Source organism: Pontimicrobium sp. IMCC45349, from assembly GCF_047219225.1.
In the GTDB taxonomy this organism is placed as follows: domain Bacteria; phylum Bacteroidota; class Bacteroidia; order Flavobacteriales; family Flavobacteriaceae; genus IMCC45349.
Map to the genome: position 1 here is coordinate 2222166 of NZ_CP178208.1, position 23514 is coordinate 2245679.

The window sequence follows — 23514 nt, forward strand, 5'->3', positions numbered from 1 at the left end:
AGAAGATAAACTATGGAACATTTAGAATTATTTTTTAAATCAATATTTATAGATAACATGGTATTTGCTACGTTCTTAGGAATGTGTTCTTACCTTGCAGTATCTAAAAAAGTATCAACAGCAGTTGGTTTAGGAGCAGCAGTTATCTTCGTATTAGTAGTAACTGTACCTATTAACTGGTTATTAGATCAATACATTCTTCAACCTGGAGCACTTGGGAAGTGGTTAGGAGAAGAATATGCATCATACGACTTAAGTTTCTTATCATTTATCATGTTTATTGCAACAATTGCAACTATGGTACAATTGGTAGAGATTATTGTTGAAAAATTTGCACCAGCTTTATATAACTCACTTGGTATTTTCTTACCATTAATTGCTGTAAACTGTGCCATTTTAGGAGGTTCATTATTTATGCAATCACGTGAAATAGCAACATTAGGATTAGCAGCTACTTATGGTGTTGGTTCTGGTATTGGATGGTTCTTAGCAATTTTAGCAATTGCAGCTATTCGTGAAAAAATTAGATATTCAAACGTGCCACCAGCTTTAAGAGGTTTAGGTATTACGTTTATTATAACTGGTTTAATGGCTATTGGGTTTATGAGTTTTGGTGGTATGTTAACTGGTGGTGATGAAGAAGCTACTGAAGAAAAAACAATACTAGCAACTTCTGAAGAAGAAGTTAATGAAAAGGAATTAGCTGATAACGCAACTAAAGTAATTGAATAACATGATAGTATTAGCAGCAAGTACATTAGGAACAATTGTAGCAACTGTAGTAGCATTTTTAGTAATTACACTACTATTAGTTGGATTGTTATTATTTGTAAAACAAAAGTTAGCACCATCTGGTCCTGTAAAAATCAAGATTAATGGTGAAAAAGAAATAGAAGTAGCTTCTGGTGGTACACTATTATCTACTTTAGGAAACGAGAAAATATTTTTACCATCTGCTTGTGGTGGTGGTGGAACTTGTATTCAATGTGAGTGTCACGTATTATCTGGCGGTGGAGAAGCATTACCTACTGAAACACCTCACTTTACAAGAAAAGAATTAGCTCATGGCGCACGTTTATCTTGTCAGGTAAAAGTGAAGCAGGATATGGAAATTACAATTCCAGAAGAAGTATTTGGAATTAAGAAATGGGAAGCTGTTGTAGTTCGTAACTATAACGTAGCATCATTCATTAAAGAATTTGTAGTTGAGATTCCAGAAGATATGGGTTATAAAGCAGGAGGTTATATTCAAATTGAAATTCCACCTTGTGAAGTAAAATATTCTGATATCGATATTACTGCTCACCCAGAAGAGCATGAAACTCCAGATAAGTTTCAAGCAGAATGGGATAAGTTTGGTCTTTGGCCACTTGTAATGAAGAACGATGAGTTAGTTGAGCGTGCTTATTCTATGGCTTCTTACCCAGCTGAAGGGCGTGAGATTATGCTTAACGTACGTATTGCTACTCCACCATGGGATCGTAATAAAAATGGTTGGATGGATGTAAATCCAGGTGTAGCATCGTCATATATTTTTAACTTAAAAAAAGGTGACAAGTGTACAATTTCTGGACCTTATGGTGAGTTCTTCATCAATGAGTCTGAAGCTGAAATGTTATATGTAGGTGGAGGAGCTGGTATGGCACCAATGCGTTCTCACTTATATCACTTATTCAGAACTTTAAAAACAGGACGTAAGGTTACTTATTGGTATGGTGGGCGTTCTAAGCGTGAGTTATTCTACTTAGATCACTTCTATAAGTTAGAAAAAGATTTCCCTAACTTTAAGTTCTATTTAGCATTATCTGAGCCTTTACCAGAAGATAACTGGAAAGTAAAAGAAAATATTGATGCTCCTGGAGATGGCTTTGTTGGATTTATTCACAATTGTGTAATAGATAACTATTTAAGTCATCATGAAAACCCAGAGGATATAGAATTATATTTCTGTGGACCTCCATTAATGAACAAGGCTGTTCAAAAAATGGGAGAAGATTTTGGTCTTGCAGATGAGAATATTAGATTCGATGATTTTGGAGGATAGACCTCAAATATTATAAATACTAAAACCCAACACGAAAGTGTTGGGTTTTTTGTTTAATAATGCTATCTATTTTAATTATTATTCAATTGTAAGGGAATTAATATGTGTTAGTTTTTGTGATGAAATACATTGTTTTGTTTCAATAGGTTGACTGTTAATGTATTAAAGCTTGTTATTTAGTTTCAAGTTAAATGATTAGGTTACAACAATTTTTTTATTAGAAAAAAAACGCATATATTCGATTAAATGTGTTAAAACATCGATTAAAAGCCCTTTTCTAACTAAACTCTTTTCAAGATGGATGTACAACAAATTTCAATTACTTCAAATAATTGGGAGAATGACTTAAACCTACTTACAATTGAAGCAAGTATTTTTTTGCTCTTTGTATCTAATGATTTTAAGTATAAAACTAAATTCTTAAATAAATTAAAGTTTAAATATCCAGAGGCTACTATTGTTGGTTGTTCAACTGCAGGAGAAATATCAGACATCACAGTTAGTGATGCTACAGTTTCCTTAACAGCAATTAGGTTTAATAAAGTAGAGCATAAAAAATTCTCAGTTACTATAAATGATATGAATTCTAGTTTTGAGTCAGGTCAAGAATTAGCAAGTAAGCTTTGGCATAAAGATTTAAAACATGCTTTAATATTAAGTGATGGTTTAAATGTTAATGGAGCAGATTTGGTTTCAGGATTAAAATCTAAACTACCTAATGTAAGTATAACAGGAGGCTTAGCTGCTGATGGTTCAAGATTTAATGAAACGTTTATAATTAATGATGATGAAATTCTTGATAAGGTAGTTGTAGCTTTAGGTTTTTATGGAGATGATTTAAAAGTAGGTTATTGTTCAAAAGGTGGATGGGATAGCTTTGGAATGGAGCGTTTGGTAACAAAATCTGAAAAGAATGTACTCTATGAATTAGATGGATTGCCAGCTTTAGAGCTGTATAAGTCTTTTTTAGGAGAACAAGCTAAAAGTTTACCTAGTTCAGGGTTATTATTTCCTCTTAGTATGAGAGTAAATGAGCAAACTAAACCAGTAGTAAGAACAATTTTAGCAGTAAATGAAGATGAGCAAAGTCTTACGTTTGCTGGAAATATCCCAGAAGGCTCTAAGGTTAGACTTATGAAAGCTAATGTAGATAGATTAATAAATGGAGCTGAAGATTCGGCGATTTCTGCTAATAAAATATTTAAGGAAGATACAGAGTTGGCTATATTAATTAGTTGCGTTGGACGTCGATTGGTACTAAAACAGTTAGTTGAAGAAGAGGTAGAAGTAGTTAGAGATATTTTAGGTAAAAAACCATGCATTACTGGCTTTTATTCATATGGTGAAATAGCCCCATTTGGAGAATTTTCACCTTGCGAATTACATAACCAAACAATGACTATAACAACATTATCTGAGTGTTAAATAAAAATTTACATAGACTTTTAAGACGACAACTTAAAAAATCTGATACAGATTTATCAGGCAATAAAGCCTATGCTGACTTTTTAAATAAGGTAGATGATGCCTATAAGAGTTTTGATAAAGATATAGGGCATATTGAAAACATTCTGGAAGAGAGTTTAAGAGAACTTTTTATAGCTAATCAAGATTTAAGAAATGAAAGAGACAAAACAAAAAATCATCTTGAAACTATTCTAGCCAATGTTGAAGGAATAATTTTCCAAACTGATCTTGAAGGAAACTTTACTTTTTTAAATCAAGCATGGAATGAGTATACAGGTTATTCAATTAAAGATTCTTTGGGTAGAAATTTCAAGGATTTTTTAAAAGAAGAGTATATTCAAGGAGATAAAAGTATTAAACAGTTATTTTCAAAAAAAATTGAAGGATTAAAGTTTGTATTTAGATACCCAAAAAGTGAACATGAATTCTTTTGGTTTGAAGTTAAGTTTAAACTTAGTAAAGATATCAACGGAGAAAAGGTTGGTTATATAGGCACTATAGTTGATATTACAAATTTGAAGAAAACTGAAATAGAGCTTCAAAAGGCAAGTAAAGCAAAAGATGAGTTTCTGTCTACAATGTCTCACGAAATCAGAACACCTTTAAATGCTGTAACTGGTTTAGCCAATATTCTTTTAATGGATGCGCATTTACCAGATCAGATAGAAAACCTTAAAGCTTTAAAATATTCAGGAGAGCATTTATTAGGTTTGATAAATGACTTGTTAGATTTTGATAAAATAAAAGCTGGAAAGTTAAAACTAGTTGAAAAAGATTTTAGTCTTTATGCGCTATTAAATAATATCGAAGCACACTTTAAACTTAGAACAAAAGCTAAAAATTTAAAGTTTGAAATAATAAAGTGTCCTAAAACTCCAGATGTTATTATTGGTGATCAAATGAAGCTTACTCAAGTAATTAAAAACTTATTAAGTAATTCATTAAAGTTCACTGAAGAAGGGAGTATTTCATTAAGAGTAAAAAACTTAAATATTGATAACAATAAGGTTAATTTAGAATTTAGAGTAGAGGATACAGGAATTGGTATTCCAGCTGATAAACAAGAATCTATCTTTGAAAGTTTTATTCAGGCAGATTCGGAAACATCTGTTAAGTATGGAGGCACAGGTTTAGGGCTGGCAATTAGTAAGAAGCTCCTTAACTTACAAGGGTGTGATTTAATTGTTAAGAGTGAGCCAAATAAAGGTTCTATATTCTCTTTTGCTATTAATTATAAGATAAGTAATAGGTTAAGCGGCTATTTGCCAACTATGATAGAGAAACAACCTACTTATCAACCTATTCAATTAAAAGTATTAGTTGCAGAGGATAATAAAATGAATGTTTTAATCCTTAAAAAGTTTTTTCATAATTGGGAAATTGATTTTAGGATTGCAAATAATGGAGAGGAGTTATTAGAGATTTATAAGCAAGAAGATTTTGATTTAATATTAATGGATCTTCAAATGCCAATATTAAATGGATATGAAGCAACTAAAGAAATACGAAACCTTGAAAATAAAAAAAAGGCTAACGTACCAATTATTGCTTTAACTGCTTTTGCGCAAACTGATATAAAAATAAAAACCGAACAGTATAAAATGAATGGTTTTATGAGCAAACCATTTAAACCTTCAGAGCTTTATAATTTATTGCATGCTTATTCAGTGAATGCTAATGCTGTAGAGAAGTAAAATATATTATTCAAAAACTAATACTAAAATTTAGATTTTTTTCGTTCTCATAATTATGAGAAAAGTTATTATCCTTTGTCTTCTTACTTGTGGTGTTGTTTTATTTGTGTATAAAATAAAACCTATTAAGCAACAAGTTAAAAATATTGCGAGTGCTGTAAAAGTTACAAATCATTTAAATGAGGATAAATTAACCATTTCTTCAAGAGTAGAAACTCCAGAAGGATATCAACGTGTTTCATATCCTAAGGGTTCATTTCAAGAGTACTTACGCAATTATAATTTAAAACCTTTTGGTACAAAAATTATTAATTATGATGATACCGAGTATTTTTGGCAACGAGGTCATATTGGTATTTTAGATATTCCAGTGCCAAAAAACGGATTACAACAATGTGCAGATGCCTTAATAAGAGTACGTAGCGAATACCTTTGGGATAATAATAGAAAAGATGAAATAGGGTTTAACTTTACCAGCGGACATTATTGTTCATGGAAAAAATATGCCCAAGGATATAGACCAAAAATTGATGGAAATAAAGTGAGTTTTCATAAAACAGCTGCAAAAGACACATCAAAAACAAACTTTTATAAGTACTTAAACTTAATATACATGTATTCTGGAACCTTGTCCCTATATCATGAATTACCTAAAATAAATAATGCAAATAATCTTAAAATTGGAGATATGCTTATTAAAGGAGGTTCTCCAGGGCATATTGCTATTATTTGTGATGAGGTTGTGAACGCTAAAGGCGATAAACTCTTTTTGTTATTTCAAGGAAATACACCTGCACAAAGTGTACATTTAGTTAAAAACTTAGAGGATACTAACTTATCTCCTTGGTATCAATTAGAGAAAGATGCTGTAATTCCAGTGTCTAATTATACGTTTTACGATTCAAAATTTGTGCGTTTCAAATAATTAATATTCTTACTTTACTTGTTTAAAAACTGCTTTTTTGTCCGATTGCATTATTGTATTTTTGCAGCATGAGCAAATCACTTTCAAAGCAAGAACTACATAACTTAGCTATGAACCATGTTGGAAAAGATTTAGAGCAAAGAGGTTTTGAGTTTATTGCTATTAACAGCAAACTAAAAAAGCATCCGCAATTTGTTTGTATTGATAAGAATAATCAATATTACTTTGTAATTGTACGTGCAGTTATATTACCAGAAAATCCAAATAATTACGATGTGATTTGGATGGAAAGTTTCAAAAAACATGCAAGAGAAAAAGAAGCGAAAGTATTATATGCTGGAGTAGGCTTGGGCAATCCAAAAGGTGAAGATTTGCCATTATATTTAAACGAAGAATATTTAATAGAGTACAACGGAATTCAAGTTGTTGAAACTAACCTAAACTAAATGAAAAAGTTATTAACCCTATTTTTAGTATTTATTGCATTTTCTTGCCAGAAACCACAAACTAATATTAAAGTTGCTGGAACTGTTTTTGGTACGTCATATCAAGCTGTTTATAGTTCTGATGTTAACTATGAAAAACAATTTGATAGCATTTTTCATGTCATTAATAAGTCGATGTCAACCTATATTCCTAATTCAGATATTTCTAAAATAAATAGAAATGAAACTGTAATGGTTGACGAGCATTTTAAAACTGTTTTAGCTGGTTCTAAAGAAGTTTATAGGTATACTGAAGGGCTTTTTGACCCAACAATTGGAGCTGTAGTTAATGCTTGGGATTTTGGACCTGAAGGAAAAATAGAAAATTTAGATAGCTTAAAGATTAATGAGTTAATGAAAACCGTTGGGCTTAATAGAGTAGGTTTGGTTAACGGAAGTATTCAAAAACCATTACCAGTTCGATTAGATTTTAACGCTATTGCCAAAGGCTATGGGGTTGATGTTATAGGTGAGTTCTTAGAGTCTAAAGGAATTGAAAACTACTTGGTTGAAATAGGTGGAGAGATCAGGTTAAAAGGAATAAATGTTGAAAAAGAAGCTATTTGGAAGGTTGGTGTACAAAATCCAAGTTTAGATGAAAATACACCATTTTTAAAATCAATTGAATTGACAGATAAAGCTATGGCTACTTCAGGTACTTATAGAAAATTTAAGATAGATGAAAATGGCAATCGTTATGCGCATATTATTGATGCAAAAACAGGTTATCCAAGCAAAACAAATGTATTAAGTGTTTCAGTAATTGCAGATAATTGTATGATGGCAGATGCCTATGCAACTGCTTTACAAGCTATGAGTATTGAAGAGATAAAAAGCTTTCTAGAAAAACATCATGACCTTCAAGTGTTTTTAATTTTTGAAAACGCTAATAAAGAATTAGAAACTTTAGCATTAAATCACTTTCCTGAGTAAAAAGATATTCAGAAACTAATATCGATATTACAGAAGTTTTAAGTTTATTGTTATAACTTAAATTTCATCTTTGTTTTCTATTTTAGCAAGAATGAAATTTATAATGTCCTTCTGTTTTTTATTTTTTACCTTTTTACTTTTAGCCCAAGAAGCAAAAATTGATAGGCTGCTTGCAATAATAGAAAATCATAAAAAAAAGTCACACTACTTGGGCGAAACTTTTAAATGAATTATCAAAATATTATACAACTACAGATATTTCTTATTCTGTTAGAAGCTATAAGAATAAGTAAGGCAATTGAGTATTCAAAAGGAGTTAGCTCAATCTTATCTTAATTACAGTATTTTAAATACTCAACTAGGGCAATATGATGTAGCTTTGGAGAATGCGTTAAAGTCAAGATTTAACCAAGATAGTCTTAATGATAATGAAGGTTTAATGCTAAGTGATTCTATATTAGTGCAAATTTATATTCTATAGAAAAGGTCAATGCTATTGAAGAAATGCAAGTTAAATATGAAGCTGAAAAAATAAAGAAAGAAAAGAAACAGCAGAACAACAAGCTGATATAACAAAGTTAGAAACACTACGTAATAAGCATTTGTTAATTTCTGCATGTGTCATTGCTTTGTTGAAACTAGTCGTCTTTGAGTTTGTATTGCTTACCATAAGTTTCTTTTAGCTTTTTAAATAGATAAGAAGTGTTACTCATCCCAACATTTTTAGCAATTTCTTTTTGAGTCACTTTAGGATTTTGTAAATAAAGATCTCTTGCTTTTTCAAGTCTAGCTTGTAATATAAGTTGTTGGGTAGTTTGGCCTAAAATCGCTTTGACTCTTCTATTTAAAGTACTTTTAGAAATCTCAAAATAATCAGCAATGTCTTGTACTCCAAAATCAGAACTCGCTATATTTTCGTTGATTTTTTGAGCTATTTTGGTACTAAAATCCGAATTTTGATTCTCAAAATCTATAATGTCATGATTGGATAAATTGTCTTTTTCTTCAATTATAGCATGGTGAGCTTCTAAAGATTTTTTTACCGTTAAGAGGAGTTCTTCTTCAAGAAAAGGTTTAATCAAATAATCATCAACACCAATGCGTAACATTTTTAACTTCACAGATTCATCTATTCTAGCCGTAAGTATGATTATTGGGAATTTTAAGTTGGTTTTCTTAATGTTTTTTATCAATTCATTGCCATCCATTTTTGGCATCATATAATCTGTTATTAGAAGATCAATAGGTTGGCTTTGAATTATTTTTAGAGCTTCAACGCCATTTTCAGCTTCAAGAATATGATAAGCGTTTAATACATCTTTGAGGTAATCTCTGAGCTGTTTATAGTCGTCAACAATAAGTATAGTAGGTTTGTTTTTGATGCCATTGAGTGATAGATCTATTTTAGGATTTACAAATTCAATTTCCTCAGTAATAAACTGTTCAGGAATTGTAATTGTAAATTGGGTTGATGTATTAGGAGTGCTTTCCGCATCAATATAAAAACCATGAGCTTCAATAATGTTTTTTGTAAATGCTAAACCAATACCACTACCTTGAGATTTGTTGATTTCATTTTTAGATTGATAGAAGCGGTCAAATATCTTAATTAAATCTTCTTTAGGAATTCCAATGCCATTATCAATAATTGAAATACTTAAGTCTGTGTTGTATTTTATTTTAATAGTAACGTTTCCGTTTTTAGGTGTAAATTTTAAAGCATTACTCAATAAGTTGTTTAGTGATTTCGATATAAATTCTTCATCACAAAATATAGACAGTTTAGGAATGTCAATGTCAAGCTTAAAGTCAATGTTTTTCTTATTGAACAATTCAATAAAATTGATGTAGTGTTTTTTAATTAAAGGCTCTAAGTCTACTTGTGTTTTTTCAAGCCGAAGTTCATTGGCATCAATTTTACTTAAATCTAGAATATTGTTTAAGATACTTTCAATGTTAGAAATTTGTTCATTAACAATGTTTAATTTTTTCTGATTTTCGGCATCTTTAGATTCAATTCGAGAAGTGTAACCTTTAATCAAAGTTATTGGAGTTCTAATTTCATGTGAGAAGTTAACAAAGAAATGCGATTTGAAATCATTAAGTTTTCTGAGTTCAGATTCTTGTTTTTGAAGAATGATTTTATCAGATAATACTTTGTCTTTTTCTAATGAAAGTAGTTTTTCATTTCTATGATTCAATCTTTTAAAATAATTAAAAAGTAGATAAAGAGATATAAATAGTCTCAGAGCAGGAGACAGCAATAAACGTTCTATGTAATCTTCGGAGTAAGTATCAAAAAAATAATAAGGCGTTAAGAATAGGAAGAAAGAAATAACCATGAGTATAAAAGGGTAAATATTTCTTTTAAAAAGACTTAAACTCAATCCACCATGTATTAAGAAATAATACTCCGTAAAATTGCCAGGAAAAATAAAAATAGCGTAGGCAAAAACATTAATAAAAGCAATAGATAGAAATAAAGCACGAGCAACGCCAAAATGATAGTTCTTGTTAAGATGTAAAACTGGAAATAAAAATAAAGCCGTTACGCCTTGAGCAATTAAATCTGTGTAATTAATAATCGTTTTTGAGTGGTCATTTAATAATGAGAGACCTTGAGTGATTAAGGTTGCGACAAAGAAAAATAGAATGAGATGTAGCCAAATAATAGCATAACCATTTAGTATTTTAATGCGTTTATTTTTTTCATTTTCAAATTTTGACGAAAGACCATATGAGATCCAAACGCTGTATAGCTTTTTAAATTCCAATTGCAATAATGTTTGATGATTTGAATATAGAATAAATAATCATATTCTGTGGCCTGTGATTCAAATCGTTGTTTTTGAATCAAAAGGTTGTTAGATGAACTAAATGGTTCTAAAATTGGAGCATAAGATAAGTGGTTGAAATTTAGTTTTGTACCAAATTTTAAATCATAAATAATGAATAGAAAAATTACTATTACAATTAATACAATTTGCTCTAAACTTTTATGGGTTTGTTTCTTAAGTGTCTTTACTTTTCAAATAAACGCACAACAATTTACACAACATGGAGTGGGTAATGGACTCAGTCAACCACAACAATTTGATTACGAAGACATTGATGGAGATGGTTTTACAGATATTATCGTTCCAGAATTTTCAGGAAATAGCATATCTGTTTTATATGGAACAGGAAATATTTCAAATTATACAACAATAACATATGGTCCTTTATTAGTTGGTGGTTCTATCATAAAGCCTTGGACTGCACTTAGCTTAGATATTGATGCTGATGGTGATTTAGATATTGTATTTTCAAATTATGCAAATTCAACTTCTGCCAATGATGGTATATATTGGATAGAAAATTTAGGAAATCGTTCGTTTGGGAGTTTACAATTTCTTTATGAGTTAAATAGATGCCGATATATTGGCAAGGTGAATTATGATGCCGATGCAGAATATGAATTACTTGCCCTTGGAGATTCTAATGATCCCATTAATGTTAGAGTTCTTAATGTTGTTGGAGGTACAGTAAGCACATTGTTACAAAGAACTGCAAATAGAAGACCATTACATGGATTGTTTACAGATATTGCTAACGTTGGGAATTTAGATTTGGTGCTTTCAAAGTTTGGAAGAGGTAATGAAGCAGATGGGAGTACTGATAGTACAAATGGAGTTCAAACTTTAAATGGACCTACTTATAGTTTTGGTATTAATCTAATTACCAATATGCCAACAACGTCTGCAGGTACAAGAAAAACTGTTGCTGGCGATTTTAATGAAGATGGTAATACCGATTTTATTGCTGTAAATGCTGCTGGAACTACATCTAGTTTAAAATATTATGGTCAAGGAGGAATGGGAGAGGGCACAATTTTGTTGTCATCAGATGGTTCTAAAAATATGGTCTCACTTACTAGTGGTGATTATGATAATGATGGTGTTTTAGATATAGCAGTTGTAGATAATGCTACTGATGAAATATTACTATATAAAAATACTGCAGTGGATGGTATAGCGTTAGGTACTATTGCTTTTAATGCGCCAACAATACTGTCATCAACAGTTATTGATCCTAATTGGATAGAATCTGTAGACCTTGATAACGATGGTGACTTAGATTTAATCGTGTCTTCAAATAATGGAGGTGGAGCAGGAAGTGGAAATATTACGGTTTTTGAGAATGATACTATTACCTTAAGTGCATCTAGTTTTAGCCTAGAAGAAAATAATATCAGAGTTTATCCAAATCCAACAGATACAGTTTTAAATGTTGCGTCTAATGAAGCGATAATACAAATACGAATTTTTAATGTCTTAGGAAAAGAAATATTAAAAACGACTAGTAAAGTTATAGATGTATCACAGCTTAACCAAGGTATTTATCTTATAGAAATTGAGGGAGACAATAATCAAACGATTATTAAAAGGTTTGTAAAAAAGTAGTTTTAGTTTAGGTTAAGTTTTTTAAAGGGAAGCATGTCTATGCTTTCCTTTTTTTATGAAATCGTATTTATAATAAGAAGTAACCAACCCACAATAAAGAGTAAGCCTCCAAGAGGTGTAATAGGACCTAAGAATTTTAGTTTTTTGCCTTTTGCTGAGCTAATGACTAAACCATAAATGCTAAAAGAAAAGAGTAGAATCCCAATAGTGAAACACCAATAAATTTCAGAAGTGATATAAGTTGGGTTTAATCCTAAAACCAATAAAACTATGGCATGATACATTTGGTATTTTACGCCAGTTTCAAAACTTTTTAACTGATCCTCAGATAATATTTTTTTGAGTGCATGCGCACCAAAAGCGCCAAAAATAACAGCTAACATACCAAAGGTAGCAGCTGTAGTAATAACAATTTCAGTATTCATAATGTGTTTTTTATTTTTTGACTAGAGGAATAATTTCACCTTTAGCTAAGCAGTATGTTGTAATATCTGATTCCGAAAGCGTGTTTGTATAGTCCACTTCTTCTACTTGAAATCCTATGCTTCGAAGCTTATCAAAATAATCACGACCATACACTCGAACGTGATCATACTGTCCAAAGATTTTAGCACGTTCCTTAGGATCTGTGATACTATCATCCTCAAAAGTCGTTTCGCGACTTAAATCTTGTGGGATTTGAAAAATACCAAAACCTCCAGGTTTTAAAATGCGATACAGCTCTTGCATTGCTTTGGTGTCATCAGGAATATGTTCTAAGACATGATTGCATAAGATAATATCAAATTCATTGTCTTTAAAAGGTAAGTCACATATATCTGCTTTCACATCAGCTAATGGCGATTCTAGATCTGTAGTGACATAGTCTAAATTAGACATGTTTCTAAAACGTTTATAAAATGCCTGTTCAGGAGCAAAGTGTAACACCTTTTTAGAAGCAGAGAAAAAATCGGTTTCGTTTTTAAGATATAACCATAATAAACGATGCCTTTCTAAAGATAATGTTGAAGGCGATAGTACATTATTGCGTTGTGTACCATATCCATAAGGTAAAAACGTTCTAAAGTGTTTACCATCAATAGGATCTGTAAAGGTGTTTCCTTTTAAAAAAAATGCAATTACAGGGCGTGCTACATAACTCAACCTAATGAGCAATGGTCTTGGAATAGTGTTTAATATGAGTTTAAAAAGTTGCTTCAAAAAACTAAACCGTTAATGGAATTTCTTCTTCAATTTCTTTAGTAATTGCGCTCCATAAATTAATACGATGTTGCAATGCTTGTTTAGCTACCTCTAAAGTCTCTCTCCATTTTTGTGAGTCGTCACCACATAATTCTTCAATCATTTGTAATGATAAAGGACCATGTTCATCACCATCTAATTCTATATGACGATCCAAATAGTATTTGAGTTTAGTATAAGCATTGCTATCGGTTTGAGATTTGTTTATAATCTCATAAAACATATCGGGAATAATATCTTCTCTCCCAAAAGTAAACGCAGATGCAATTTTATGTGCTTCTTTAGTAGCTATAATATCAAATGTAAATTTTACAAATTGAGCAATAGTATCATCTATTTGACTGTTGGATAAACTGTCTTCAATAGAATAGCCTTGCTTTAAGAAGTCTAAAAATGTATGGATACTTAAAGTACTTGCGTTAACTTCCATCATGGCATCCAAATACATTTCATAATGACTTTGAGGTAATCCTTCAGCATTTAAATCGCTTTCTTCACCTAAAACAATTTCATTAATAAAACGAGCTGTTGCAGCATTTTGTGCAGGCATCCAAGGTAAACTTGTTGTGGTTAATTGATTTTGCAACGCTTTTAAAAGCGACATAAAATCCCAAACCGCAAAGACATGTGATTCCATAAAGGTTTTGATGTCTTCAATAGTTTTTAAATTGCTGTATAATGGATGTTGATTTAACTCTTGGCGTAATACAGCCAATTCTTTTTCAATAATTTCTATTTGAGTCATATAGCTATAGAACTAAAGCTTTTTGTCTAAACTCATTTTCTTCATCACTTTCAATACCTAAAGCATCATAGATGTAAGCAAAAGTTGAAAGCAACTCTGGTTTACCATCTACAATAGCCACATCATGCTCAAAATGAGCACTTGGTTTATTGTCTAGAGTAGTAATTGTCCAACCATCTCTGTGTTGTTTGATACGTTGTGTGCCAAGATTAATCATAGGCTCAATAGCTACAACCATACCTTCAATAAATTTTTTACCTCTACCTCTACGACCATAGTTTGGCATTTCTGGATCTTCATGCATTTTACGTCCTAATCCATGACCTACTAATTCTCTTACAACACCATAGCCATGAGATTCACAGTAATTTTGAATTGCATAACCAACATCACCAACACGATTATTAACTTTAAATTCATGAATTCCTACATATAAAGATTCTTTGGTAACCTTTAAAAGTTGTTCTACTTCAGGAGCAATTTCACCAACAGCAAATGTGTAAGCATGATCACCATAAAATCCATTTTTTATAGCACCACAATCAATAGAGATAATATCACCTTCTTTTAAAGGTTCATTGTTTGGAATACCATGAACAACTTGTTCATTTGGACTCATACAAAGTGTATTTGGAAAATCATATAAACCTAAAAATCCAGGAATAGCACCTTGAGAACGTACAAACTCTTCAGCCATTGTATCGAGCTGTAAAGTTGTTACTCCTGGTTTAACTTCTTTAGCTAACATTCCTAAAGTTTTTGATACTACCAATGCACTTTCGCGCATTAATTCTATTTCTTCTCGTGTTTTTACTATTATCATGCTTAAAAAATATTGGCAAAGATACTTAAAATATAGATTTGGATAAGTTTTAAATGTTATATGACTTTTGACAGTTTTTCTGAAATAGTTTATTGATAATTTTGTACCATAAATTAAGTGATATGTATAAGTCTGTAAGTGCAGCAGAAGCTGTAAAAGTTATAAAGTCAAATGATAGAATGTATTTGCAAGCAGCAGCTGCAGTGCCTCAAGTGCTAGTGGATGCTATGACTGAGCGTCATGAAGAATTAAGAAATGTAGAAGTCTGTCACTTGCATGTAGAAGGTGATGCACCTTATGCTAATCCAGAGTTGCATGAAAGTTTTCATGTAAATTCTTTTTTTATAGGAAAAAATGTTCGTCACACATTAAAAGCAGGTAATGGTTCTTATACACCTGTGTTTTTAAGTGAACTTCCAATTTTGTTTAAAAGAAATATTATAGATATTGATGTTGCATTAATACATGTGTCTGTGCCTGATAAGCATGGATACTGTTCTTTAGGAGTTTCGGTTGAAGCTACTTTAGCAGCAATTGATAATGCCACAACTGTGATAGCTCAAGTTAATAAGCAAATGCCAAGGACACATGGAGATGGTATTATTCATGTAAGTGAAATAGATATGTTTGTTGAATGTGACGAACCACTTCCAGAACATGGCTTAACTCAGCCTACTGAAACTGAGCAGAAGATTGGTGATTTCGTGGCTGGATTAATTGAAGATAGAAGTACACTTCAAATGGGAATTGGTAGTATTCCAAATGCTGTACTATCTAGATTAACAAATCATAAGGATTTAGGATTGCATACAGAAATGTTTTCTGATGGAGTGATTGATTTAATATTAAAAGATGTTATTAATGGTAACCATAAAGGTGTTAATCCAGGGCGAGCATTAACTACATTTTTAATGGGATCTAAGCGTTTGTATGATTATGTAGATGATAACCCATTTGTAGAAATGCGTGAATGTGATTATACCAATGATGTGTCTGTAATTAAGCAGAATAAAAGGATGGTTGCCATTAATTCGGCCATAGAGGTTGATGTAACAGGTCAAGTTTGTGCCGATTCTATTGGGTCTAAAATGTATTCTGGAGTAGGAGGACAAATGGATTTTATAAGAGCAGCGTCACTAAGTGAAGGAGGAAAAGCAATTATTGCATTACCTTCTATAACCAATAAAGGGATTAGTAGAATTGTACCTTCTTTAAAACCTGGAGCAGGAGTAGTTACAACTAGAGCCCATGTACATTATGTGGTTACAGAGTATGGAGTTGCAAATTTATATGGGAAAACAATTAAAGAACGTGTAAAAGCATTAGTAAATATTGCACATCCAGATCATAGAGAATCTATAGATAAGCAATATTTTGATTTGATGTAAGTCTACTTTTTAAATAACCCTAAAAAACCTGATTTCTTTTTAGCCTTCAAAGGTGGTTCCGAGTTTGTAAGCATTTGATAAACTTCTCCCCATCCTAAGATGCCTCCAATGTTTCTGTCGTCTATAAAGAGATCAGCGTTTATTTTACGACTTTTAGTGTAATCAAATTGTTCCTCAGGAAAACTTTTATTAACTGCATAAAATTCAATGCCATTCTTTTTGCAAAATTCTACAGCATCCTCTAGTTTACTGCCACTTCTATAAGTCCATAATATTAATCTATGACCATCTTCTTGAAGTCTTTTTAAGGTTTCAAAGGCAAATATTCTAGTCTTACCAATACCAGGATAAGCATCTTCTACAATGGTGCCATCAAAATCTATGGCAAGCGTTAATTTGTTGTGAAAGTTCATAATTTGAAAACTAAATTAAGCTAAATTAATGAATTTTGTGTCATGGCTTCAGGTTTATCTACTCCTAACAACTTCAAAATAGTAGGTGCTAGGTCGCCTAATATACCATCGTTAATATTATCTAATTCATTATCAATTAAAATAATTGGTACAGGATTAGTAGTATGTGCTGTATGAGGTGTGCCATCAGGATTTAACATTGTTTCACAGTTGCCATGGTCTGCAATTAATAAGGTAGTATAGCCATTTCCTAAAGCTGTGGTAACAACTTCTTCTACACATTTATCTACAGCTTCACAAGCTTTTATAGCGGCTTCCATTACTCCAGTGTGACCAACCATATCACCATTAGCAAAGTTTAAACATACAAAATCTACGTCTCCTTTTTGTAACTCTGGAACCAATGCGTCTTTTAATTCATAAGCACTCATTTCAGGCTTTAAATCGTAGGTAGCAACTTTAGGAGAGTTTCTCAATATTCTTGTTTCACCTTTAAAAGGTGTTTCTCTACCACCTGAAAAGAAAAAAGTAACATGAGGATATTTTTCTGTTTCAGCAATTCTAATCTGTGTTTTGTTATTTGCTTCAAGTACTTCTCCTAATGTTTCGCTAAGGTTGTCTTTATTAAATACAACATTTATTCCTTCAAAAGATTCGTCGTAATTGGTTAAGGTTACATAATGAAGGTTTAACTTATGCATGTTATATTCATGAAAATCTTTTTGTGATAAAACTTCTGTTAATTGACGTCCTCTGTCTGTTCTAAAATTAAAAAAGATAACTACATCATCTTCTTTTATGGTTGTTTTTGGGTTGTTATTAGAATCTGTCATTACAATTGGTTTTAAAAACTCGTCTGTAATATCTTCATCATAACTATTTTGAATTGTAGCTGTAGCATTTTTAGAATATTCGCCTTTCCCATTAACTAACGCATCATAAGCAAGCTTTACTCGTTCCCAACGTTTATCTCTGTCCATTGCATAATAACGCCCTGTTACTGTTGCTAAGGTTGCATTTGTTTTTTCTAAATGTTGTTCGAGTTCTGTTATAAAACCAAAACCAGATTTAGGATCAACATCGCGACCATCTGTAAATGCATGAACATAAGTGTTTTCAATACCAAATTTGTGAGTTGCATCTAATATACCAAATAAATGGTTAATATGCGAGTGAACACCACCATCACTAACTAACCCTAATAAATGAACATTCTTGTTATTAGTTTTTGCATAATTAAAAGCATTAACTAGCACTTGTTCATTTTCTAGAGTTTTGTTTTTTACAGCTAGATTTATTTTAACCAAATCTTGATATACTATTCTACCTGCTCCTAAATTCATGTGGCCAACTTCACTATTTCCCATCTGACCTTCAGGTAAACCAACATGTAAACCATCAGTTTTTAAACTAGCATTAGGATACTTGGTATATAGTGAGTCAATAAATGGTGTTTTCGCGTTGTCGATAGCTGATACTTTTGGGTCTGGTGATTTTCCCCAACCATCAAGTATCATTAAAATAGCTTTTTTGTTCATGATGTTAGTTTTCTAAATCTTCGTCCAAAGATAAAGAAGTTTGTTAAGATTGAAGCTTTTTTAAAGCTTCAAAAATCATAATAATAACCTTGGTTTATTACGGATTTTATAATTTTGTATTTTAACATTTTTGTAAACAATAAGTTAATTAAATGTTATAATGACTATTTAGTTGTAACAAGAATTATTTGATGGCGTCTTTTTAGTATATCAATTCAATTAATCAAAAAACGTACATCATGAAAAAATCAATTTTTATTACAGTAATTGCTCTTGGTTTAGCAATAGGAAATGTGAATGCAACTAATAATACTGTTATGTCAGCGACTTCTCAGACTAGTGTAAGTAGAGTAAGTACTTTCTGTTCGGCAATTGCTAAGGGAGATATTGAAACCTTTAGAAATTTAATTTCTAATGGAGTGAATATTGACAAAAAGTCAAACGGAATGACACCTGCTATGTATGCAGCAAAATTTAATAGAGTAGATATTTTAAAAATATTAATTTCTTATGGAGCAGATTTAGATTTAAAATCTAGAGATGGTATTACGGCATTGAATTATGCAAAAAAAAGTAATGCTACCGAAGCAATTGAGTTATTAGAATATACTTTAAAGAAAAAAGTTAAATAGACTTTTTTATTATTTAGATGGTTAGTTAAAAGAGGCCTTGTTGTAAAACAAGGCTTTTTTAGTTTTTATATTTTTTTATAGCTTCTTTTATTTTTTCTACTCTATTTTCAGGGTCAGGATGTGTGCTTTGAAATTCAGGAGTTCTATTAGGTCCTGCAGCAGATTTAAGAATTTGCATAACGCCAATCATTTCTTCAGCATTATAACCAGACTCAATCATAAATCTTACACCTAGATCATCGCTTTGTAATTCATCTTCTCTACCGTATTTCATATTTACCATTTGTGCAATAGCTGCAGCACCTTGAGCTGTATTAGGGTCAACACCAATTGCAACACCATTTAAAATACCTTGAGTAAGACCTTGTTTAGCCATTCTTTCGGCTGAGTGTCTACCAACTACATGGCCTATTTCATGACCTAAAACACCAGCCAATTGATCTTCATTTTCAAGTTTAGAAAATAAAGCATAAGTAATAAATATTTGACCACCAGGTAAAGCAAAGGCATTAATAGTGTTCTTATCGGCTAGTAAATGAAAATCGTATTTATATCCAGTTTCTCTAGCAATGCTATTGTTTACAAGTCTTTGACCAACTTCATCAACAAAATTCTGATATTGTTCATTAGCATATAAGCCACCATGTTGCTGAGCCATTTGTGGAGCCGCTTGCAATCCCATTGCAATCTCTTGTTCTTCAGTTAAGGCTATATGCTGTTTTTCGTTTGTATATGGGTTTACTTCAGCACTAGAACAGTATTTAATTACAGCGAAAAGAATTATACCTGCTCCAATTAATAAACGAATTTTTCTATTACCTCCTCTCATGGTTAATGTTTTTTAGGTTAGTAAAAATACAAAAGATAAGTTTAAATGTTTTTTGTATTACTATTTAGACACACTAAATGATTAAAGTCACAGAAGTAATTATTAATTATATTGCATTAAAAAAAGATGTCCTTTGAATTTAAAATTTTAGATAAGCAGCAAATAACAAGTATCATACCTTTGATGCAAAAGTTTACAGATTATAAGTTCGCAGATGAGGTTTTAGAGTCTAGGTTTTTAGAAATGGCAAAACAAAACTATGAATGTGCGGTCATAGTAAATAAAGATAACATAATTGGTATTTGTGGAATGTGGTTTTGTACAAGACATTATTCTGGAAGAAGCGTTGAATTAGATCATGTGTATATTGATGACTCTTATCAAAATGAAGGTTTAGGTAGTCGTTTTTTACAATGGATTTACGATTATGTTACCCAAAAAGGGTGTGATACAGTAGAATTAAACACGTATGTACAAAATAATAAATCTCATAAGTTCTATTATAATCAGGGGTTTAATATTTTAGGATATCATTTTTTAAAGAAGTTGTAGATTTTTCTTTATTAAAAAAAATAGTTTATATATATTTGCCCAAGAATTGCGGGAGTAGCTCAGTTGGTAGAGCGTCAGCCTTCCAAGCTGAATGTCGCCGGTTCGAACCCGGTCTCCCGCTCAAAACAAAAAGGTTTCACTAATGTGAAACCTTTTTTAGTTTAAATTAGTAAGACTTGTATTAGAACTTATTTCGTAAGGAACTTTATTTTGTTCAAAAATGCGAGCATGTAAATTTCCTTTCAGTATAATTTCGTTTCCAATCACATGCAAATAACTACCTTCTCTTAATCCAACAACAGGTTGTGTATTAAATTTATGAAATTCTTGAATTCGTGTTTCTCTAGTTTCACCCATGTGAGTACTATTTGGGTTTGGGTCTAGATAGTGTGGATTAATGTTAAAAGGTACAAACGCTAACGTTTTAAAACTTGGAGGGTAAACAATAGGCATATCATTAGTAGTACATAAAGTTAAACCACAAATATTACTTCCAGCACTAGTGCCTAAATAAGGAGTGCCATTGTTAATACTTTCTTGTAAAGCAGAAATGACATTGTTTTTGTAAAGTTGGTCAACAAGTACAAAAGTATTACCACCACCTACAAAAATGCCTTCAGCGTTTTTTACAGCCTCAGTAGGATTGTCATATTCATGAATACCATTTACATCAATATCAATTTTATTGAAAGCAGTTTTAGCTTTTAATGTATATTCATTGTGCGATATACCTCCAGGTCTTGCATAAGGAATAAATAATATTTTAGAAACGTCTTTAAAATGAGTTTTTAAATCATTTGAAATATACTCCAAAAAACCACTGCCATGAACGGTTGAAGTGCTTGCTATTATTAATTTTTTCATTTTGATTTATATCAAATTAACCTATTAAAAGTCTTAGTTTTTTTGTAAATTTAGTTAAATAGATTTTTTAACAAAAGTTTAATTGCTATTTACATTTTTTTAGGAAAACAAATAACTTATTTTATATCATGAAACTTAGCCAACAATTATTATTAGTATTCTGTTTTATTTTTTCACTTTCATTTTCACAAAGTATAGAACGAATTCAAGTTAAAGGACAAATTATAGTTGATAGTGTAGATAAAGAGGGAGTGACTGTGTATAATTTATCTGCAAATACAGGAACAGTAACCGATGAAAATGGAACATTTTCGCTTGCTGTAACAGAAAATGATAGAGTAGAAGTTTCTGCACTTCAGTTTGAAAAATTTAATGTAACTATTACTTCACAAATAATAGAAGCTAAGAGTATGACTATTTTTCTAATTGAAAAAATTAATACGCTTGATGAAATTATTTTATTACCATATGGATTGACTGGTAATTTAGAGGTGGATTTAGAAAACACCAAAACTAAAAACCCAAATTTAGATGTGTTATATTTTGGTTTAGATAATATGGAAAAGTTCGAATTTCCTGACGATTATAAATCTGGTGTTAGAAATATAGCAATGAGAGATCATAAAATGTATTATACTGCCGATTTTGTAAATATTGTAGGTACACTTTTAAAACCTATTTTTAAAGATAAGTCTAAACAGAAAAAGCAAGTCGTAAAACACCAAAGTGAAATTACACAAGCATATTCGGTTGCTTATTTATTAAAGCGTTTAAATATTCCTGAAGACCAAATAGATGCTTTTATCGATTATGTAGATACTGAAGAATTTGATAAAACGTTATTAGATAAAGGTAAGGAGTTAGAATTTTTAGATTATTTAATTACCAAGAGTAAATCATTCCAAAAATTGAATATTGAAAAAGATTAAACTTATTTTATGTGTAATTTTTATCACAAGTATAGCTCAAGCACAAACTGTTGAAATTAATGGTTCTGTAATTGCAGGTAAAGATGTTGAAGGCATACATGTAATGAATAAAACATTAAATAAGTATACTACAACCAATCAATTAGGTGGTTTTACAATTGAGGCAAAAGTTCAAGATACAATTGTGTTTTCTTCAATTCAATATAAATTTTTAAGTGTTATTGTTAGTAAAGCAAATGTTGACTCTAAGTCAATTACAGTGAATTTAATAGATAATGTTAATGAACTTGATGAGGTTACAGTAGGTAAGGTTTTAACAGGAGATTTATCTTCAGATGTATCAAATTCTGAAGCAGAAAAACCTATAGATTTTTACGATGTTGGAATTCCAGGATATACTGGAAAGAAAAAAACTCAAAACGAACGAAAGTTATATGAAGCCGATAATGGTAAATATGTTTCTATAGGCTTAGGAGTAGGGCTTAATTTAAATAAGATATTAAATGGAATTTCTGGTCGTACAAAGCGTTTAAAAAATAGAGTTAAGCTTGATCAGGATGATGAAATAATAAGAAGTATTCGAGAAGACATAGCAAAAGATTTTTTTTCTGTCAATCAGTTAGATGAAATTTTGCATATGGATTTTTTCTATTTCTGTGCAGATGATGAAAATTTTCAAAAACGCTGTAAGGATAAAAGTCCAGTTGAAGTTTTCCAGTTTCTTGAAGAAAAATTAAAAGAGTATAAAGCAAATTTAAATGCTAAAGATTAATTTTTTTATTAGCTAAATAAAACTTACTCATTATATTTGCACTGTGATACAACAAGCAACATTTTTATTTATTAGTGGCGCAGAAATCGCTTTGATACTATTTATAGTAGTCATGGTTTTTGGAGCCGATAAAATTCCTGATATTGCTAGAGGATTAGGAAAAGGTATGCGTTCATTAAAAGATGCTACTAACGACATCAAGCACGAAATTAATAAAAGTGCTGAAAGCCATGGGATAGACACCGAAGTAACTACAGGTATAAGTGATGAACTTAAAAAAGTAAAGGATGATTTAGATAACTTTACAGGTTCAGTTAAGCGTAAGTTTTAGATTTTATTAGCTTCTTTATCAAGTTAATTTGCCCTAAATGATAATAGCCATGTTCTATCATAGCTTCTATATTACGCAGGTAATTACCATACTCTTTTTTTACAAAATTTTCATTTAGTTTTTGGTTAGACATTACTTCTAAGTGGTTAGCAAAGTTTTCTGTATTTGTAAAAAATGTATTTAATAAAGCTTCCCATTCTTGTTGTGAGGAAATAGATTTGAAATCAAAACTGTATTTATCTTTAATGGTTAAGTTGCCACCTTCAAAAACCTGTAGAACACCTTCTATATAATAGTTAATGTGTTGCGTAAGTAGTGCAATGGTATTTAAGGATTTCACTTTTGTGGTTGCTTGATTCCAATTTATATTCAATAAAGTCTCTTTGTAATTAGTGTTAGCAATCCATTTGCCTTCTAAAAATAAATCCCTAAATCGTGTAGCTAATTGTTGAGTTTTTGTCATTTG

Annotated in this window: 25 protein-coding genes and 1 tRNA gene; 16 read left to right on the forward strand and 10 right to left on the reverse strand. The window is 30.9% G+C overall.

The genetic code is table 11. The features are described from left to right. Positions 1–12: 12 nt before the first annotated feature. From nqrE to ACLII3_RS10385, 8 genes are all read left to right on the forward strand, one after another. Positions 13–732, forward strand: a complete 720-nt coding sequence (gene nqrE, locus ACLII3_RS10350; protein ID WP_412984156.1) for an NADH:ubiquinone reductase (Na(+)-transporting) subunit E — start codon at positions 13–15, stop codon at positions 730–732. Positions 733–736: 4 nt separating this feature from the next. Then, positions 737–2044, forward strand: coding sequence for an NADH:ubiquinone reductase (Na(+)-transporting) subunit F (gene nqrF, locus ACLII3_RS10355; protein ID WP_412987912.1), 1308 nt, complete (start codon positions 737–739; stop codon positions 2042–2044). Positions 2045–2341: 297 nt separating this feature from the next. Next, positions 2342–3469: an FIST signal transduction protein gene (locus ACLII3_RS10360; protein ID WP_412984157.1), complete on the forward strand. Its 1128-nt coding sequence runs from the start codon at positions 2342–2344 to the stop codon at positions 3467–3469. Beyond that, positions 3463–5205, forward strand: coding sequence for an ATP-binding protein (locus tag ACLII3_RS10365; protein ID WP_412984158.1), 1743 nt, complete (start codon positions 3463–3465; stop codon positions 5203–5205). The genes ACLII3_RS10360 and ACLII3_RS10365 overlap by 7 nt, the downstream gene beginning before the upstream one ends. A gap of 55 nt (positions 5206–5260) precedes the next feature. Beyond that, positions 5261–6130 (forward strand): DUF4846 domain-containing protein, encoded by an 870-nt coding sequence (locus ACLII3_RS10370; protein WP_412984159.1) that lies wholly within the window; start codon positions 5261–5263, stop codon positions 6128–6130. A 68-nt stretch (positions 6131–6198) separates the two neighbouring features. After that, positions 6199–6576 (forward strand): Na(+)-translocating NADH-quinone reductase subunit F, encoded by a 378-nt coding sequence (locus tag ACLII3_RS10375; protein WP_412984160.1) that lies wholly within the window; start codon positions 6199–6201, stop codon positions 6574–6576. Beyond that, positions 6577–7548 carry an FAD:protein FMN transferase gene (locus tag ACLII3_RS10380; RefSeq protein WP_412984161.1) on the forward strand — a complete coding sequence of 324 codons (972 nt, stop codon included), beginning with the start codon at positions 6577–6579 and terminating at the stop codon, positions 7546–7548. A gap of 298 nt (positions 7549–7846) precedes the next feature. Further along, positions 7847–8029, forward strand: coding sequence for a hypothetical protein (locus tag ACLII3_RS10385; protein ID WP_412984162.1), 183 nt, complete (start codon positions 7847–7849; stop codon positions 8027–8029). Between the two features lie 157 nt (positions 8030–8186). Here ACLII3_RS10385 and ACLII3_RS10390 read toward each other — a convergent pair whose 3' ends face one another. Continuing rightward, a complete protein-coding gene (locus ACLII3_RS10390) occupies positions 8187–10322 on the reverse strand; it encodes a response regulator (RefSeq protein WP_412984163.1) in 2136 nt (711 codons plus the stop codon). A gap of 174 nt (positions 10323–10496) precedes the next feature. Here ACLII3_RS10390 and ACLII3_RS10395 point away from each other — a divergent pair, with 174 nt between their 5' ends. Continuing rightward, entirely contained in the window at positions 10497–11990 is a 1494-nt protein-coding gene (locus ACLII3_RS10395; RefSeq protein ID WP_412984164.1) for a T9SS type A sorting domain-containing protein, read from the forward strand. A 53-nt stretch (positions 11991–12043) separates the two neighbouring features. Here ACLII3_RS10395 and ACLII3_RS10400 read toward each other — a convergent pair whose 3' ends face one another. The 4 genes from ACLII3_RS10400 to map are packed head-to-tail and all read right to left on the reverse strand — an operon-like array spanning position 12044 to position 14800. After that, positions 12044–12415, reverse strand: a complete 372-nt coding sequence (locus tag ACLII3_RS10400) for a DUF423 domain-containing protein (RefSeq protein WP_412984165.1) — start codon at positions 12413–12415, stop codon at positions 12044–12046. Positions 12416–12425: 10 nt separating this feature from the next. After that, on the reverse strand, positions 12426–13190 hold the full coding sequence (locus ACLII3_RS10405) for a class I SAM-dependent methyltransferase (protein WP_412984166.1): 765 nt from the start codon (positions 13188–13190) through the stop codon (positions 12426–12428). A gap of 4 nt (positions 13191–13194) precedes the next feature. Continuing rightward, positions 13195–13977 (reverse strand): DUF3050 domain-containing protein, encoded by a 783-nt coding sequence (locus tag ACLII3_RS10410; protein ID WP_412984167.1) that lies wholly within the window; start codon positions 13975–13977, stop codon positions 13195–13197. Between the two features lie 4 nt (positions 13978–13981). After that, positions 13982–14800, reverse strand: coding sequence for a type I methionyl aminopeptidase (map, locus tag ACLII3_RS10415; protein WP_412984168.1), 819 nt, complete (start codon positions 14798–14800; stop codon positions 13982–13984). 122 nt (positions 14801–14922) lie between these two features. Between map and ACLII3_RS10420 the strand changes: the two genes are divergently transcribed. Further along, the gene (locus ACLII3_RS10420) at positions 14923–16188 is read left to right on the forward strand and encodes an acetyl-CoA hydrolase/transferase family protein (RefSeq protein ID WP_412984169.1); all 1266 of its coding nucleotides are present in this window, start codon (positions 14923–14925) and stop codon (positions 16186–16188) included. 2 nt (positions 16189–16190) lie between these two features. On the opposite strand, the gene ACLII3_RS10425 is transcribed toward ACLII3_RS10420, so the two are convergent. Both ACLII3_RS10425 and gpmI read right to left on the reverse strand, forming a co-directional pair. Next, positions 16191–16601 (reverse strand): BT0820 family HAD-type phosphatase, encoded by a 411-nt coding sequence (locus ACLII3_RS10425; RefSeq protein ID WP_412984170.1) that lies wholly within the window; start codon positions 16599–16601, stop codon positions 16191–16193. Positions 16602–16621: 20 nt separating this feature from the next. Then, entirely contained in the window at positions 16622–18139 is a 1518-nt protein-coding gene (gene gpmI / locus ACLII3_RS10430) for a 2,3-bisphosphoglycerate-independent phosphoglycerate mutase (RefSeq protein WP_412984171.1), read from the reverse strand. A 239-nt stretch (positions 18140–18378) separates the two neighbouring features. On the opposite strand from gpmI, the gene ACLII3_RS10435 reads away from it, so the two are divergent. Next, entirely contained in the window at positions 18379–18771 is a 393-nt protein-coding gene (locus ACLII3_RS10435) for an ankyrin repeat domain-containing protein (RefSeq protein ID WP_412984172.1), read from the forward strand. Positions 18772–18829: 58 nt separating this feature from the next. Here ACLII3_RS10435 and ACLII3_RS10440 read toward each other — a convergent pair whose 3' ends face one another. After that, entirely contained in the window at positions 18830–19600 is a 771-nt protein-coding gene (locus ACLII3_RS10440; protein WP_412984173.1) for a M48 family metalloprotease, read from the reverse strand. Between the two features lie 183 nt (positions 19601–19783). Between ACLII3_RS10440 and ACLII3_RS10445 the strand changes: the two genes are divergently transcribed. Both ACLII3_RS10445 and ACLII3_RS10450 read left to right on the forward strand, forming a co-directional pair. Next, positions 19784–20152 carry a GNAT family N-acetyltransferase gene (locus tag ACLII3_RS10445; RefSeq protein WP_412984174.1) on the forward strand — a complete coding sequence of 123 codons (369 nt, stop codon included), beginning with the start codon at positions 19784–19786 and terminating at the stop codon, positions 20150–20152. A gap of 48 nt (positions 20153–20200) precedes the next feature. Then, positions 20201–20273: transfer RNA gene (locus ACLII3_RS10450), tRNA-Gly, on the forward strand. A 35-nt stretch (positions 20274–20308) separates the two neighbouring features. Here the strand turns inward: ACLII3_RS10450 and pepE are convergent. After that, positions 20309–21016 carry a dipeptidase PepE gene (gene pepE / locus ACLII3_RS10455; RefSeq protein ID WP_412984175.1) on the reverse strand — a complete coding sequence of 236 codons (708 nt, stop codon included), beginning with the start codon at positions 21014–21016 and terminating at the stop codon, positions 20309–20311. Between the two features lie 128 nt (positions 21017–21144). On the opposite strand from pepE, the gene ACLII3_RS10460 reads away from it, so the two are divergent. Genes ACLII3_RS10460 through ACLII3_RS10470 form a run of 3 tightly spaced genes read left to right on the forward strand, consistent with a single transcriptional unit; the run spans position 21145 to position 23048 of the window. Beyond that, positions 21145–21945, forward strand: a complete 801-nt coding sequence (locus ACLII3_RS10460) for a carboxypeptidase-like regulatory domain-containing protein (protein WP_412984176.1) — start codon at positions 21145–21147, stop codon at positions 21943–21945. Continuing rightward, positions 21932–22717 (forward strand): hypothetical protein, encoded by a 786-nt coding sequence (locus ACLII3_RS10465; RefSeq protein WP_412984177.1) that lies wholly within the window; start codon positions 21932–21934, stop codon positions 22715–22717. The genes ACLII3_RS10460 and ACLII3_RS10465 overlap by 14 nt, the downstream gene beginning before the upstream one ends. 43 nt (positions 22718–22760) lie before the next feature. Then, positions 22761–23048 (forward strand): twin-arginine translocase TatA/TatE family subunit, encoded by a 288-nt coding sequence (locus ACLII3_RS10470; RefSeq protein WP_412984178.1) that lies wholly within the window; start codon positions 22761–22763, stop codon positions 23046–23048. On the opposite strand, the gene ACLII3_RS10475 is transcribed toward ACLII3_RS10470, so the two are convergent. Next, the gene (locus ACLII3_RS10475) at positions 23032–23511 is read right to left on the reverse strand and encodes a DUF1572 domain-containing protein (protein WP_412984179.1); all 480 of its coding nucleotides are present in this window, start codon (positions 23509–23511) and stop codon (positions 23032–23034) included. The genes ACLII3_RS10470 and ACLII3_RS10475 overlap by 17 nt on opposite strands. Positions 23512–23514 lie beyond the last annotated feature (3 nt).